Annotated in this window: 14 protein-coding genes; 1 reads left to right on the forward strand and 13 read right to left on the reverse strand. The window is 40.1% G+C overall.

Translation table 11 applies throughout. From position 1 onward, the window contains the following. Positions 1 to 39 precede the first annotated feature (39 nt). Positions 40 to 1,254, forward strand: coding sequence for a DEAD/DEAH box helicase (locus FRX45_RS03075; protein WP_152266906.1), 1,215 nt, complete (start codon positions 40 to 42; stop codon positions 1,252 to 1,254). Positions 1,255 to 1,349: 95 nt separating this feature from the next. On the opposite strand, the gene FRX45_RS03080 is transcribed toward FRX45_RS03075, so the two are convergent. From FRX45_RS03080 to FRX45_RS03140, 13 genes are all read right to left on the reverse strand, one after another. After that, positions 1,350 to 1,565 (reverse strand): general stress protein CsbD, encoded by a 216-nt coding sequence (locus FRX45_RS03080; RefSeq protein WP_152266907.1) that lies wholly within the window; start codon positions 1,563 to 1,565, stop codon positions 1,350 to 1,352. 188 nt (positions 1,566 to 1,753) lie between these two features. Beyond that, positions 1,754 to 2,404, reverse strand: a complete 651-nt coding sequence (locus tag FRX45_RS03085; protein ID WP_193311562.1) for a Crp/Fnr family transcriptional regulator — start codon at positions 2,402 to 2,404, stop codon at positions 1,754 to 1,756. 212 nt (positions 2,405 to 2,616) lie between these two features. Further along, positions 2,617 to 3,264 (reverse strand): ribulose-phosphate 3-epimerase, encoded by a 648-nt coding sequence (gene rpe / locus FRX45_RS03090; RefSeq protein WP_152266909.1) that lies wholly within the window; start codon positions 3,262 to 3,264, stop codon positions 2,617 to 2,619. A gap of 148 nt (positions 3,265 to 3,412) precedes the next feature. Beyond that, a complete protein-coding gene (locus FRX45_RS03095) occupies positions 3,413 to 4,375 on the reverse strand; it encodes a YihY/virulence factor BrkB family protein (protein ID WP_152266910.1) in 963 nt (320 codons plus the stop codon). A 14-nt stretch (positions 4,376 to 4,389) separates the two neighbouring features. After that, positions 4,390 to 5,412, reverse strand: coding sequence for an endolytic transglycosylase MltG (mltG, locus tag FRX45_RS03100; RefSeq protein ID WP_152266911.1), 1,023 nt, complete (start codon positions 5,410 to 5,412; stop codon positions 4,390 to 4,392). Positions 5,413 to 5,506: 94 nt separating this feature from the next. Then, on the reverse strand, positions 5,507 to 5,857 hold the full coding sequence (secG, locus tag FRX45_RS03105) for a preprotein translocase subunit SecG (RefSeq protein WP_152266912.1): 351 nt from the start codon (positions 5,855 to 5,857) through the stop codon (positions 5,507 to 5,509). 1 nt (position 5,858) lies between these two features. Beyond that, a complete protein-coding gene (locus FRX45_RS03110; protein WP_152266913.1) occupies positions 5,859 to 7,316 on the reverse strand; it encodes a hypothetical protein in 1,458 nt (485 codons plus the stop codon). Between the two features lie 44 nt (positions 7,317 to 7,360). Beyond that, positions 7,361 to 7,873: an LPS assembly lipoprotein LptE gene (gene lptE / locus FRX45_RS03115; RefSeq protein ID WP_226804907.1), complete on the reverse strand. Its 513-nt coding sequence runs from the start codon at positions 7,871 to 7,873 to the stop codon at positions 7,361 to 7,363. Then, positions 7,866 to 9,113: a sigma-54 interaction domain-containing protein gene (locus tag FRX45_RS03120; RefSeq protein ID WP_152266914.1), complete on the reverse strand. Its 1,248-nt coding sequence runs from the start codon at positions 9,111 to 9,113 to the stop codon at positions 7,866 to 7,868. Before FRX45_RS03120 ends, lptE begins: the two co-directional genes overlap by 8 nt. Before the next feature lie 31 nt (positions 9,114 to 9,144). Next, positions 9,145 to 10,578: a tRNA (N6-isopentenyl adenosine(37)-C2)-methylthiotransferase MiaB gene (gene miaB / locus FRX45_RS03125; RefSeq protein ID WP_152266915.1), complete on the reverse strand. Its 1,434-nt coding sequence runs from the start codon at positions 10,576 to 10,578 to the stop codon at positions 9,145 to 9,147. A 153-nt stretch (positions 10,579 to 10,731) separates the two neighbouring features. Next, positions 10,732 to 11,187, reverse strand: a complete 456-nt coding sequence (locus tag FRX45_RS03130; protein ID WP_152266916.1) for a hypothetical protein — start codon at positions 11,185 to 11,187, stop codon at positions 10,732 to 10,734. 103 nt (positions 11,188 to 11,290) lie between these two features. After that, positions 11,291 to 11,845: a D-glycero-alpha-D-manno-heptose-1,7-bisphosphate 7-phosphatase gene (locus tag FRX45_RS03135; RefSeq protein WP_152266917.1), complete on the reverse strand. Its 555-nt coding sequence runs from the start codon at positions 11,843 to 11,845 to the stop codon at positions 11,291 to 11,293. Between the two features lie 81 nt (positions 11,846 to 11,926). After that, positions 11,927 to 12,640, reverse strand: coding sequence for a sugar phosphate nucleotidyltransferase (locus FRX45_RS03140; protein WP_152266918.1), 714 nt, complete (start codon positions 12,638 to 12,640; stop codon positions 11,927 to 11,929). Between the last annotated feature and the right edge of the window lie 13 nt (positions 12,641 to 12,653).

Here is a 12,653-nt window from a genome sequence, read left to right on the forward strand (position 1 = left end):
ACTCCAATTTATTGAAATAACATAAAATACTTATATCATTTGCGTTTTACAGAATTTAATTTTCACCCTGCTCTGCTTGAAGGAATTGAAGCTTCCAACTATGAAACAGCTACCCCGGTGCAACAACAGGTTATCCCTCCCATACTGGCGGGAAAAGATATTATAGCTTCAGCACAAACCGGCACCGGCAAAACAGCCGCATTTTTGTTACCCATTATCCATCGCCTGCTGGAGGAAGATACCAACGGCCAGGTACGTGCACTGGTAATTGTGCCAACCCGGGAGCTGGCTATACAAATTTCACAGCACTTAGAAGGACTTGCTTATTTTACCTCTATCAGTTCCCTGGCTGTATACGGCGGCAGCGATGCACAGAATTTTGTTGGTGAGAAAAAAGCGCTGCAGATGGGCGCCGACATTATTGTTTGTACCCCGGGACGCTTCATAGCCCACCTTAATATGGGTTATGTATCCATAAAAGGCTTAGAGTTTTTGGTGCTGGATGAAGCAGACCGGATGCTGGATATGGGTTTCCAGGATGAGATCAACAGGATAATAACACAATTGCCTTCCAAAAGACAAACCTTATTGTTTTCGGCAACCATGCCTCCCAAGATCCGGAAGTTAGCCCAGCAAATTCTTATTGATCCGGTAGAAATTAATATTGCAATTTCCCGCCCTCCCGAAAAAATTGTACAAAGGGCTTTTGTGGTATATGAGGAACAGAAGCTTCCATTGGTAAAATATTTATTAACCAAAACACCTTTTAAAAGTGTTCTCATCTTCTGTAGCAGGAAGCAAAATGTAAAAGTTTTGACACGAATGCTGAAACAGAATGGTTTTACGGTAGAAGAAATGCATAGCGACCTTGTGCAATCGCAAAGAGAAAATGTGCTGATCAGTTTTACAAGCGGGCGTATACCGATACTGGTAGCTACTGATATTTTAAGTCGTGGTATTGATATTGATACCATTGACCTGGTTATTAATTACGATGTTCCGCGCGATGGCGAAGATTATGTGCATCGTATTGGGCGAACTGCAAGAGCCGAAGCAGATGGCATGGCCTTTACGCTGGTGGGTGAAAAAGAACAAAACAGCTTTGCCGCAATTGAAGAACTGATTGATAAAGAAGTAGAAAAAGCGGTTTTACCGCAATTCCTTGGCGAGACACCAGCCTGGCACCCACGGAAAAAATCGGGTAACAGGAAACCGCAAAGAAAATTTTATAACCGAAAGCCGGGGCGATACTAAGAATATAACAAGCGAATGTGCTGCATTCTATTGCAAACTGTAACACCGTAATACAGATATTTCATACAGGCTATCAGCCCCCCTCCCGAAAAAATTTATGACGCTATACCATCATTAGCAGAAATGCTTTCTATCAATATTTTAATTTCCTCTTTTGTTCTGTTCTTTTTCTTTGCTAATCTCTCCAGTAATTCATCTTCCTTCCCCGGCACATAATGCAAGTCCTCTTCTGTAAGTTCATGATCATTTTCCTTCAGCATTTCTTTTACGTATTCCCAGGGATGCTCCAGTTTTAATTTATAATCTCCCATAATATGTTTTTTAAAAAAACAACAATATTCACGCCATTATTGCCGGGCTACAACCGGTTAGTAACTTATAAGTACGACAGGGGCATACCAAACAAGAAGCAGGATGATGGGTTTTGGCATTTTAATCAATAAAAAAGGAAACTGAAACGAATTTCAATTTCCTTTGCTCTATTATTAACTGATTTTGTTTATGAAGCTGTTCGCAGATAGGAATTATTCAATCCAAAACTATTGTCCCTGGTCCTGAACCCGGAACGGATCCTGCTGAGACTTTCTTTGGTAATACCCAGGAAAGAAGCAAGGTACGTTAATGGAATACGCTGTAAGGCTTCGGGTTGCTTTTGTGTAAAATAGTGATAGCGGTCTGCCGCTTCCATAAAACGGGTAGCAAAAAGATTTTCCTGCATTTCCATAATAAAAATGCTCATAATGGTACGGTTCAGCTTGTCAATTGCCGCGTACTGCCGTCCCAGGCTCAGCAATTCGTTATAAGGTATTACACCTATAACCGAATCTTCAAGAATGTGCATGCTTTCTTTTGCCGGTGTATTAAATAACAGGCAATGAAGAGAAGATATGATATGATCATCATATCCCAGCCAGGTAGTATGCTCTTTTTGTGTTGTTTTATGAAAAAGCCGGTAAGAGCCTTTTACAATTACAAAAAGATCGCCACAAAACTGATCCTGTTCAAATACATGATCATTTTTGCGATACTCCTTTAAAGTAATGATGCTTTTCAGCGCCTGCTGGCTCGCATCATCCAATGGAGTATACTGCTGACAAATAGCTATAACCTGCTCCATAGTCTGGGGTTCAATTAAAGTAAATTTTTTCACGGGGGTAGAAATTAAATTCGATAAAAATGGAATTATCATACATTAAACGGGCATGCAAAACTATTATTATGAGGTTTGTTATTTTCTGTACCGGCATTACCTTATGCTAATCAAAACCAGCAGAAACCAATGATATATGCAAATCATTATTATATTAAGAGGGGAGTTATACGCAGTGGGCAATAACCTATTTACCATTGAAAAGCAGTATTTTATATATGCTTTAACCGTTGTATGACACCTTTGGGGTCTGGTGCATTAAAAATAGTGGTTCCTGCTACCAAACCGTGGGCACCGGCTTCAATAACAGCTTTGGCATTCTGCAGCGTAATTCCCCCATCTACTTCAATAACAGTATTGAGCTTCAACTGGTCAATCCGCTGGCGGAGTAACTGTATTTTGGTTAAAGTGTGGGGTATAAACTCCTGCCCGCCAAACCCGGGGTTTACGCTCATCATGCAAATAATATCAGTGTATTCAAGAATATCCTGCAGCAATTGAACAGGTGTATGAGGATTAATGGCAATTCCCGCTTTCATTCCCAGGTTTTTGATTTGCTGAATATTACGGTGCAGGTGCGGGCAAGCTTCATAATGAACAATAAGATGATCGGCCCCGGCTATTTTAAAATCAGCGGCATATTTGCCCGGCTCTTCAATCATTAAGTGTACATCACAGGGCTTGTTCGTTGCTTTTCGTATTTTTTCAACCAGTGGCATCCCAAAACTGATATTAGGCACAAAACGCCCGTCCATTATATCCAGATGAAACCAGTCTGCTTCGCTTTCGTTCAGCATATCGCATTCTTCCTGCAGCTTCAAAAAGTTACAAGCTAATAAAGACGGGGCTATAACTGGCATGGAGTTGATTTGATTGGTTATTAATTGATGGTTTCCAATTTGAAGTTACCGGGTAATTTAAAACAAATCATGTTTTTTCATTTTTACTTCATGTCTATACCCTAAACCCTACATCTTATTACCTATACCCTACTGCTATAAGTGCGGCCTACTGCTCCTTATTTTCTTTAACCTGTCGTATTTCGGCCTCCATTTTCAGATGATTGATGCTAACATTTAATTCAAAGCCAATTAACAGGATCAGTGAGTTAAAAAAGAAGGAGGACATGAGTATGATTACAGTGCCTATTGAGCCATATACTTTATTATAAGTACCAAAATTATTAACCCAATAACTGAATAGTATAGTAAGAAGAATAATCAAAAAAGTGGCGAAGATCGTTCCTGGCGAATTAATATTCCACTTTCTTTGTATTGCCGGGGCAAAACGATATATCAGCCCGATAGCATAGTAAATCAATGCTATAATTACAATCCAGCGCAACGAACTGATCCACCATCGGATGGTGTCATTTTCTATATTCATCCAGCGCAAAACAGTTCTTAATACGCTGCCCTGCGTAATCAGCAACAGGATGGATGCCATAAATATCATGGCAATAAAAAATGTGAGTTTCAACGCAGCAACCCTGCTTTGCAGAAAGTTCCTTTTTTGCCTGAACATTACATGCAAAGAGCGGTTAAACGAATTCATTATACCCAGCATAGCATTGGAAGCAAAGAAGCCCGCCGTAATAAACCCTATGGATAATAATCCGCTACGCGGTTTTGTAAAATCAACAATAAAATCCCTTACCCATATATAAGTATCCCGGTTAGGCGTAAGATCCCTTATTAACCGCAGTAATTCGTTTATAAAATCTTTTTGTCCGGGCAGGTATGGCACTAGTGTAAATAAAAAAATAAGAAAGGGTGGAATAGCCATTAATAAATTAAAAGATATGGCTGCCGCCCTGATATTTAATCCTTCTTTTTTTATTTGCCGCAGCAAAAACAATACTACATCATATAGCGGCAAACCCTGGAAACCCGGTAAAATCAACTGTTTTGACCTGGTTATTACAAAATCAACAGGCCGCGACGTTATAATAATGCGTTCAAGCTTCGTCATGTCATCTAAAATACTTATTTTATTTTTAAGCGGTCTAACGCTTTTTGATAAGCTCTTGCATTTTTAAAATGTTCAGCATCCGTTACTGCAAAAGCATGATAGCCCGAAAAATCGGGTTTTGCGCAGAAATAAAGATAATTTGTAGTTGTTGCATTAAGCGTGGCATCAATTGTTTTTATAGAAGGGGTACATATAGGCCCGGGAGGCAAGCCGGCGTTCCTGTAAGTATTATAGGGGGATCCGGCACTTTGGCTGATCATTTTTAAGGTTACTCTTTTGGCGGCAAAATTTCGTGTTGCAAATTTTACAGTGGGGTCGGCCCCAAGCGGCATGCCTTTATTTAAGCGATTAATATAAACGCTTGCCATTAAAGGCATCTCATCATATTTATTGGTTTCTTCTTCAATTACAGATGCAAGGATATATACCTGTTGGGGCGTAAGGCCCAGGGTTCGCGCTTTTTGCAGCCTTTCTTCTTTCCAGAATTTTTTTTCTTCGCTGTAAAGTCTGTTAAACAATTTAGCCGCTGTGGTATTCCAGAAAAAAGTATAGGTATTAGGTATGATGACAGTCATCACATTGCTGGTATCTAACCCCTTGCTTTGCAGCGAATCCATATTATTAAGATAGTTTATTATAGCGGTTGAATCACATTCAAGTTGCCGCCCGGCGAAGCGGGCAAAATCTTCCCTGGTTCTAAGCTTGGTAATAACAAGATTTACAGGAGACTGCTTTCCAGTGCGAAGCGTTTGCACAATGCCCATAATGCCGGCTCCTCTTTTTATTTCATACCTGCCTGCCCTAATTTTTCCGGGAAGACTCGTTTTTTCAGCAACGAATGTAAAAATGCCGGGATTTTTAATAACGCTGTCTTTTTTAAGCGTTTGCATTACATTTTCAAAATTACTTCCCGTTTTTATATAGAGATAATATTTTTCTCCTTTGAAAGCAGTGTTGGGACCCATGATTTTCCAGGCCAGAAAAACGATTATAACAAGAATGAAAATTAAAAAAGGCAATATCAATCTTTTGAACATAATCTTCCTGGGTTATTTTTTAATAAACGGGTTGAATATAAACAAAAAACCCTGCCGTAAACAACAGGGTTAATAAAATTATTTAAAAATTGACTTATGGTTGAGGCTGCGCAGGAGTTTGTTGCGGTGTTGCCTGCTGAGACGGAGGCGCAATTGGCAAAGATTGTTGCTGCTGCTGGTTCGTGTTAACCCCTTTAATAAACTGGTTACCACCGTCCCCGGAGTTCATAAACAAAGTAGAAAATAAACATAAACCCCCGATTATTGCTGCAAAAATCCAGGTACCCTTTTCCAGTACATCCGTTGTTTGCTTAACACCCATAAACTGATTACTAAAGCCCGCAATACTTCCTGAAAGCCCGCCACCTTTAGGGTTTTGAATTAAAATAATAAGACTTATTACCACACTGCATATAATAATCAAAATCAAAAACAAAAGCGCCATATCAGGTTTCTTTTAATTTGGAAATTCTGGCTGCAAAATAAGCTCTTTTATTGGGATTAAGCAAACTTAATTTCTGATATACTTCTGCCGCTTTGCTTCTAAGCCCCTGCCTGGCGTAAACTTCAGCCATTGCCTCTGTTACCACATCGTCAAGCTCATTAGAGTGTTCGGCAATATGTTGTATAACAGTAGAGGTTTGGGGATCCATTTCCTGTTCCAGCTTTTCCGGATGAATCCGCTTCATTGTTTTAAGCCATTCGGTAAAACTGCGCAGCTTTTGGCTCAACTTATCCTTACCATCTTCATCCCTCAGTTTTATTCCCTGAGAAGCGAAATAGTCAATAGCATATAAGGGCTCTATTGGTATAAGTGGCAAATTCCCTGAATCGGACGATGGAGAATATCCAGGTTTAATGAACTTCCCGGATAAATTTCCTGCCGGTAACTTTGCTTCCATTTTTTCAGGCGCTATATTGCTCTTACCGGCATCCATATCCGGGCCACTTACAGGGCTGTTTTTTTCCTCTTCCTGCTCCAAGTCCATTGGATTTGACACGGATGTAGTTTCTTCCACCGAAGCATCAACAATAGTTATACCATTTCCCTTTTCATATTGTTCCGGTAAATCTGACCCAGGTTCCAAAAATGCTGACTGCTTTTCTGTTGTCGCCTCATCCTCATGCAGACCTTCAGGAAAAGATTCCGGTATCTCCTGTGAAATATCCTCCTGTAGTTCGGCAGGAATTATTTCCTGGTCCGGAAATTCCGGTTGGGCAGTTGAAAATAGATATTCTGCTGCATCAGGTACAAGAGGCTCTGATGTTAGCGTTTCTGAACTACCCTGCAAGTTTACACCTGTTGCAGGCTCTCCATTTTCATCAACAACCTCCTGTGGTTCAATATTTAGTGCTACGTCAATTTCTTGTTCAGAATGCTCTTCCTGGAGCACAACATCATTTTGTGCGGGTAAAACATCCCGAACAGGTTCTTCAGGCTCTGGTTCATCCTGTTCCGCTAAAATCTGATCTTCTTCAACTTCAGTTATGGGTTGAGTAAGCTCAAAATCATCACCGGCTCTGTTTTCATCAATAACATCCTGTGGTTCAACATTTAGCGTTTCGTCAGTTTTTTGTTCTGCACTTTCTTCCTGAGACACGTCATCATTTTGTGCGGGCAAGATATCCTCAACAGGTTCAGTCACATTTATTCCGGTATTTACAAAATTATCTTTAGAGGATGTTTTTCCGTTGGATAATAACAGATCATTCAGCCAGTGCGGGTTACTGAAAAAAATAGCGGTTTTGGTAATCTGAATCTTGTACCGGTTATTGTCAACCTGTCTGTATTTTTTTGCCAGAATATATTGAAGCGGTGCATAATAAGGATACTGCAGGACCATTTGTTCCATGTTCATTACATCTGCTTCTTCCAGCCTGTTTGTCTGGAAAAACTTTTGCATGAAATTATCCATATCAGGGTTCATCAGCATGAAGATACTATCCTTTACCAGTTTGAGAATACTTTATTAAAAATATCATCCGACACATTTTTCAATATATCATCCATCAGCCGGTTCTGCGCATCAGTAAAACTAATGCTGGCGGAAAAAGGAAAATTCCTGGTGATATCTGTTTCAAAATTCTTCTTTTCGTCCAGCCGGTTCTTGAATATAATATGTACCGTTACATTCAGGTTGTTACTGGATGCCTGGTTTCCCGAAATACCTGAAGTGTTTACCGAGAAATCTGTTATATAGCCCCCAATATCATAATGAGCATCATCGCCATTGATGATGGTTAAACGGGTTTGTCCGGTTATTTTCTGACGTAACCTGTCGGTTAGCTGCGGGCTCAATTGCGGGTTGATGTACCTTGCCCTGTTTTCAATATATTGTACACTTACGGTTTTAACTTCCGGCGGTATACTTACATCCTTAAAAGTATAATTGCAGGTAGCCTGAACAGATACTATGGCAACCATCAGGAAGAAACTTGTTTTCAGCATCGCTTTATTCATTAATGTCGTATTCTTTCAGCTTCCGGTATAAAGTTCTTTCGCTGATGCCCAGGTCTGATGAAGCATCTTTTCGTTTGCCCCTGTGCTTTTTAAGTGCTTTAACAATCAGTTCTTTTTCTTTATCCATAATATTGAGCGACTCTTCTACTTCTTCATGATCATAAATATCATTATTATTAATCAGTACGGGCTGAGAAGGTTGAACCAACGCAGGTGGTGATGATGCACTCTTTTCCCGTTCAACCGGCTGGTAATCGCCGAGCAACGACTCCTTGGTATAAGCGGCCATGGCGTTGGCACGCTGGGGGTTTTGCAGTATATCCACAAACATCTTTTTCAACTCGGTGACATCTTTTTTCATGTCAAAGAAAAGCTTATATAATATTTCTCTTTCATTGGCAAACTCTGCATGCGATACACTTCCATTACTTCCCGCCAACACAGGCATCCGGTTGGTATTATGCTCTGGTAAAAATTGTCTTAATTGCCTTGCAGCTATTAATTTATCCTCACTCAGTACCGATATCTGCTCTGCAATGTTCTTCAATTCCCTTACATTACCGGGCCAGGGATAACGAATTAACAGTTCTTTTGCTTCATCATCTAACTGCACTGAAGATGTTTTGTACCGCTCTGCAAAATCAGCAGCAAATTTTCTGAACAAAAGAATAATATCTTCCGGCCGGTCTTTTAAGGCCGGTACGCGTATAGGAACGGTGTTTAAACGGTAGTAGAGGTCTTGCCTGAACCTTCCTTTGTGCGTATATTCCAGCAAATCTTTATTGGTAGCTGCAATAACCCTTACATCTGTTTTTTGTACTTTAGATGATCCTACGCGAATATATTCTCCGGCCTCTAAAACACGCAGCAAACGGGCCTGGGTGCCCAATGGCATCTCCCCTATTTCATCCAAAAATATTGTTCCGCCATTTACGGTTTCAAAATATCCTTTACGGCTGTCTACCGCCCCGGTGAACGATCCTTTTTCATGTCCAAACAATTCCGAATCAATAGTGCCCTCCGGGATAGCGCCGCAGTTTACCGCAATAAAAGGATTGTGTTTCCTGGAAGATAAAGCGTGAATGATCTGGGAAAACACTTCTTTCCCCACCCCGCTTTCACCATAAATCAGTACGGTTAGATCTGTATTAGCAACCTGCGCCGCTACTTGCAGGGCATAACTCAATGCAGGCGAATTGCCTATTATGCCAAACCTGTTTTTTATTGATTGTATATCCATTTTTTATGCGCTATTAATACGTTGGCAATTTTTATACGATCTCTCCCAGCAGGGTTGCTTTTGTACAATCTGTTACCTTTACATTCACGTAATCGCCTTTGTTACAATAAGCACCGTTTTTTGAAAAAACGATCACTTTGTTCTGTGAAGTCCTGCCCATCCAGTCCTGATCACTTTTTTTACTGTTGCCTTCTATTAATACTTCAAAAGTTTTGCCCAGGTCCTTTTCATTACTTTCACGGGATAACCGGTTTTGTAAATTGACAATTTCCTGCAATCTTCTTTTTTTTACCGTTTCCGGGATATCATCTTTATATCTTCTTTGCGCCAGGGTGCCCGGCCGCTCGCTATAAAAGAACATATAACTCAGGTCATACCCACTATACTCCATTAACGATAAAGTAGCCTGGTGGTCTTCCTCTGTTTCCGTACAAAAGCCGGCTATTATATCGCTGCTGATGCCGCAGCCGGGTATAATTTCACGAATGCGATTAATCTTTGCCATATACCATTCGCGGGTATAGGTGCGATTCATCATTTGCAGTATGCGGGTTGAGCCGCTCTGTACAGGAAGATGTATGTATTTGCAGATATTTTTATATTTCGCTATAACATACAGCACATCATCTGTGATATCCTTTGGATGTGAAGTAGAAAAGCGAACGCGCAACAATGGCGAAATTTTTGCCACCATTTCCAGCAGCGATGCAAAAGTTACTGTATCCCTACGCGCATTATTATCCGTTGCTTCAGGTGTGAAATAATAGCTGTCTACATTCTGTCCCAGCAATGTAACTTCCTTATATCCGCGGTCAAACAAATCCCGGCACTCTTTTACTATCGAAAATGCATTCCTGCTTCTTTCTCTTCCGCGGGTAAACGGCACTACGCAAAAGGTACACATGTTATTACAACCCCGCATGATACTTACAAAACCCGATACGCCGTTGCTGTTTAACCGCACCGGTGAAATATCTGCGTACGTTTCTTCGCGGCTAAGCAATACATTTACAGCCTTCTGCCCTCCTTCCGCTTCTTCTATTAAGCCTGGCAGGCTCCGGTATGCATCGGGACCAACCACAATATCCACCAATTGCTCTTCTTCGAGAAGCTTTGATTTTATTCTTTCAGCCATGCAACCCAGTACGCCTACCAGTAAACCAGGGTTGGCTACTTTAATTTTACGAAATTCGGTAAGCCGCTTACGAACAGTTTGTTCCGCTTTTTCGCGGATAGAGCAGGTATTAAGCAATATTAAATCTGCTTCCGCACAATCCCTTGTAGCACCAAAGCCAGCATCCTGCAGAATGGAGGCAACAATTTCGCTATCCGAAAAATTCATCTGGCAACCATAGCTTTCTATATAAAATTTCTTTTGATATTGAGCAGGATCATTTATAAAGGGAGCGAACGCCTCACCCTGCCTGGCCTCATCGTGCACTTTTTGTGTCAATACATCCAACATATAATGTTCTGAACTTTTGAAGAGGCAAAGATAACCCAAAAGGATATCAAAAATGCCAGTTTGACAGGAAATGTAATGAAAGACCGGCATTGAAAAAGGTCGCTTCGATTTTTGAAGCGACCTTTTTCAATATACTTAATTGATATGATATTATTAGTTACTCGTATATCTCACATTGTATTTTCCTCCCTTTGCACTGTCCTGGTTCGGGCCCCAGGTTCCAATAAAGCGACGGTGTTTCAAATCTCCGTATGTAGAATATACTTTCGCTTCGGCATCATTATAACGATAGTATGTCTTTAACTTTTTTGTACTGGCATTATACTCCCATGTGCCATAGGCTTTTTTACCGTTAACCGTATCTGCGCTCTGATCGTATACTACAATTGCGGAATTAGGCATTAATCTAAAGGCATAATCAATATTTGGCTCGTTGGTGCCTGCACCATAATGACCAACATAATAACCAAGCATGGTTTCAGCGGTTAATGCAGGCAAATCCGCATCCGGATCTTTTTCTTCGGGCTTATCATTCTTATCCTTTTTGCAGGATAAAAGCAGGGTGCAGGCTGCAACTACAGTCAATAGAAAAAATAAAATTCTTTTCATTATTATAAGTTTAAGGTTCTGCAAATATATATGTATTTAAAATACCTGGGTTGGAGCAATAAAAATATGGATTAACAATAATCAAAAAATCAATAATCATATTTTATTGTATCATCAATTCGGATATATCTTTCAATGACGTAAAAACAGCATCGGTAGTTGCATCCGGTAATGCCGGTGCAGGGCGATTAGACGAAATAAAAAAGGTATAACCACCTAATTTTTTACCAAATATCATGTCGTTCATTGTATTTCCGATCATTAAGGAACGCTCAAAATCTATTTCCGGAAAATCTTTTTTAGCCTGCAAACCCATGCCCGGATTGGGCTTTCTGTTCGGGCTCTCACTTTCCATATCAATGCAATAATAAATCTTATCTATTCTGCCACCATTCGCTTCAATCATACCCAGCATATTGAAATGAATATCTTTCAGATCCTGTTCTGTCATTAATCTTTTACTTACACCCCGTTGATTGGTAACAATAAAAATCCGTCCGAACTTTTCTGAAAAAATCTTTAATGCATCCAATACACCTTCATAAAACCTGAAATCTTCCCAGCGGGTAATATATGAGCCTACTGTTTCCTGATTGATCACTCCGTCGCGGTCTAAGAATAAAGTCCAGCTTTTATCAATTTTCTGCAGATCAATCATGTATAAATGGTTTTCTTATACTAATATTTAACATGAGTCCAGTATTGCATAATAAAATTCGAATCCTAATTTCCTAACGCTTCAATTATCTGTAAGCGTTAGCTCAACCTGTGCTCTTTCGTAATCTTCAGGTATACCAATGTCAATAAAATATTCGTCTGCTGCCACACCAAATATTTTTCCCTCTTTATAAAACTTTTCGAGATATTCTTTTTCAAATGAAAATTTATAAGGCATTTTTTTTTCCAGGAATGCGGGAATGTTCAACACGTAAACTCCTCCGTTTATAAGTCCCTCATCAAAATACTGCTTTTCAGTGAAGCTTTCCACAGACTTATCTTCATTCAATTTTACCGCACCATAACGGATAGACGCTTTCATGGGTTTTAATGCCAGCGTACATTGCGCATTTTTATGAACATGAAATGCCGTTAATTCCTGCACCTTAATGCGAAATAAGGTATCGCCATTTGCCACTATTACATTAGCTTCCCTGACTTTTAAACAGGCTAACTGAATAGCGCCTCCTGTGCCGAGTGGTTCATTTTCGATGGAAAGCTCATAATTACCTGCGGGAAGAATAGTATGCAGAAAGGATTCAAAAGCTTCACTTTTATACCCTAACGCAAATATAAAATTTTGGATGCCCTGGGTCTGAAAGTGTTTAACGACATAGGTAATAAACGGCACATCATTTACCGGCGCCATGCATTTGGGAAGATCGGGTACGGCACTCCGTAAGCGTGTACCCAATCCCCCCGCAAGAATTATGGCTTCAGTAATGCTTCCCGGCATACAATTCAATAAA

It is taken from the genome of Agriterribacter humi, from assembly GCF_009192765.1.
GTDB classification, from domain to species: domain Bacteria; phylum Bacteroidota; class Bacteroidia; order Chitinophagales; family Chitinophagaceae; genus Agriterribacter; species Agriterribacter humi.

What these genes read in the sequence shown, in the direction of transcription:
- FRX45_RS03080 (WP_152266907.1), bottom strand. Translation starts at nt 1,565, where the DNA reads ATGGGAGATTATAAATTAAAACTGGAGCATCCCTGGGAATACGTAAAA.
- rpe (WP_152266909.1), bottom strand. Translation starts at nt 3,264, where the DNA reads ATGCCAGTTATAGCCCCGTCTTTATTAGCTTGTAACTTTTTGAAGCTG.
- FRX45_RS03095 (WP_152266910.1), bottom strand. Translation starts at nt 4,375, where the DNA reads ATGACGAAGCTTGAACGCATTATTATAACGTCGCGGCCTGTTGATTTT.
- mltG (WP_152266911.1), bottom strand. Translation starts at nt 5,412, where the DNA reads ATGTTCAAAAGATTGATATTGCCTTTTTTAATTTTCATTCTTGTTATA.
- secG (WP_152266912.1), bottom strand. Translation starts at nt 5,857, where the DNA reads ATGGCGCTTTTGTTTTTGATTTTGATTATTATATGCAGTGTGGTAATA.
- FRX45_RS03110 (WP_152266913.1), bottom strand. Translation starts at nt 7,316, where the DNA reads ATGCAAAAGTTTTTCCAGACAAACAGGCTGGAAGAAGCAGATGTAATG.
- lptE (WP_226804907.1), bottom strand. Translation starts at nt 7,873, where the DNA reads ATGAATAAAGCGATGCTGAAAACAAGTTTCTTCCTGATGGTTGCCATA.
- FRX45_RS03120 (WP_152266914.1), bottom strand. Translation starts at nt 9,113, where the DNA reads ATGGATATACAATCAATAAAAAACAGGTTTGGCATAATAGGCAATTCG.
- miaB (WP_152266915.1), bottom strand. Translation starts at nt 10,578, where the DNA reads ATGTTGGATGTATTGACACAAAAAGTGCACGATGAGGCCAGGCAGGGT.
- FRX45_RS03130 (WP_152266916.1), bottom strand. Translation starts at nt 11,187, where the DNA reads ATGAAAAGAATTTTATTTTTTCTATTGACTGTAGTTGCAGCCTGCACC.
- FRX45_RS03135 (WP_152266917.1), bottom strand. Translation starts at nt 11,845, where the DNA reads ATGATTGATCTGCAGAAAATTGATAAAAGCTGGACTTTATTCTTAGAC.
- FRX45_RS03140 (WP_152266918.1), bottom strand. Translation starts at nt 12,640, where the DNA reads ATGCCGGGAAGCATTACTGAAGCCATAATTCTTGCGGGGGGATTGGGT.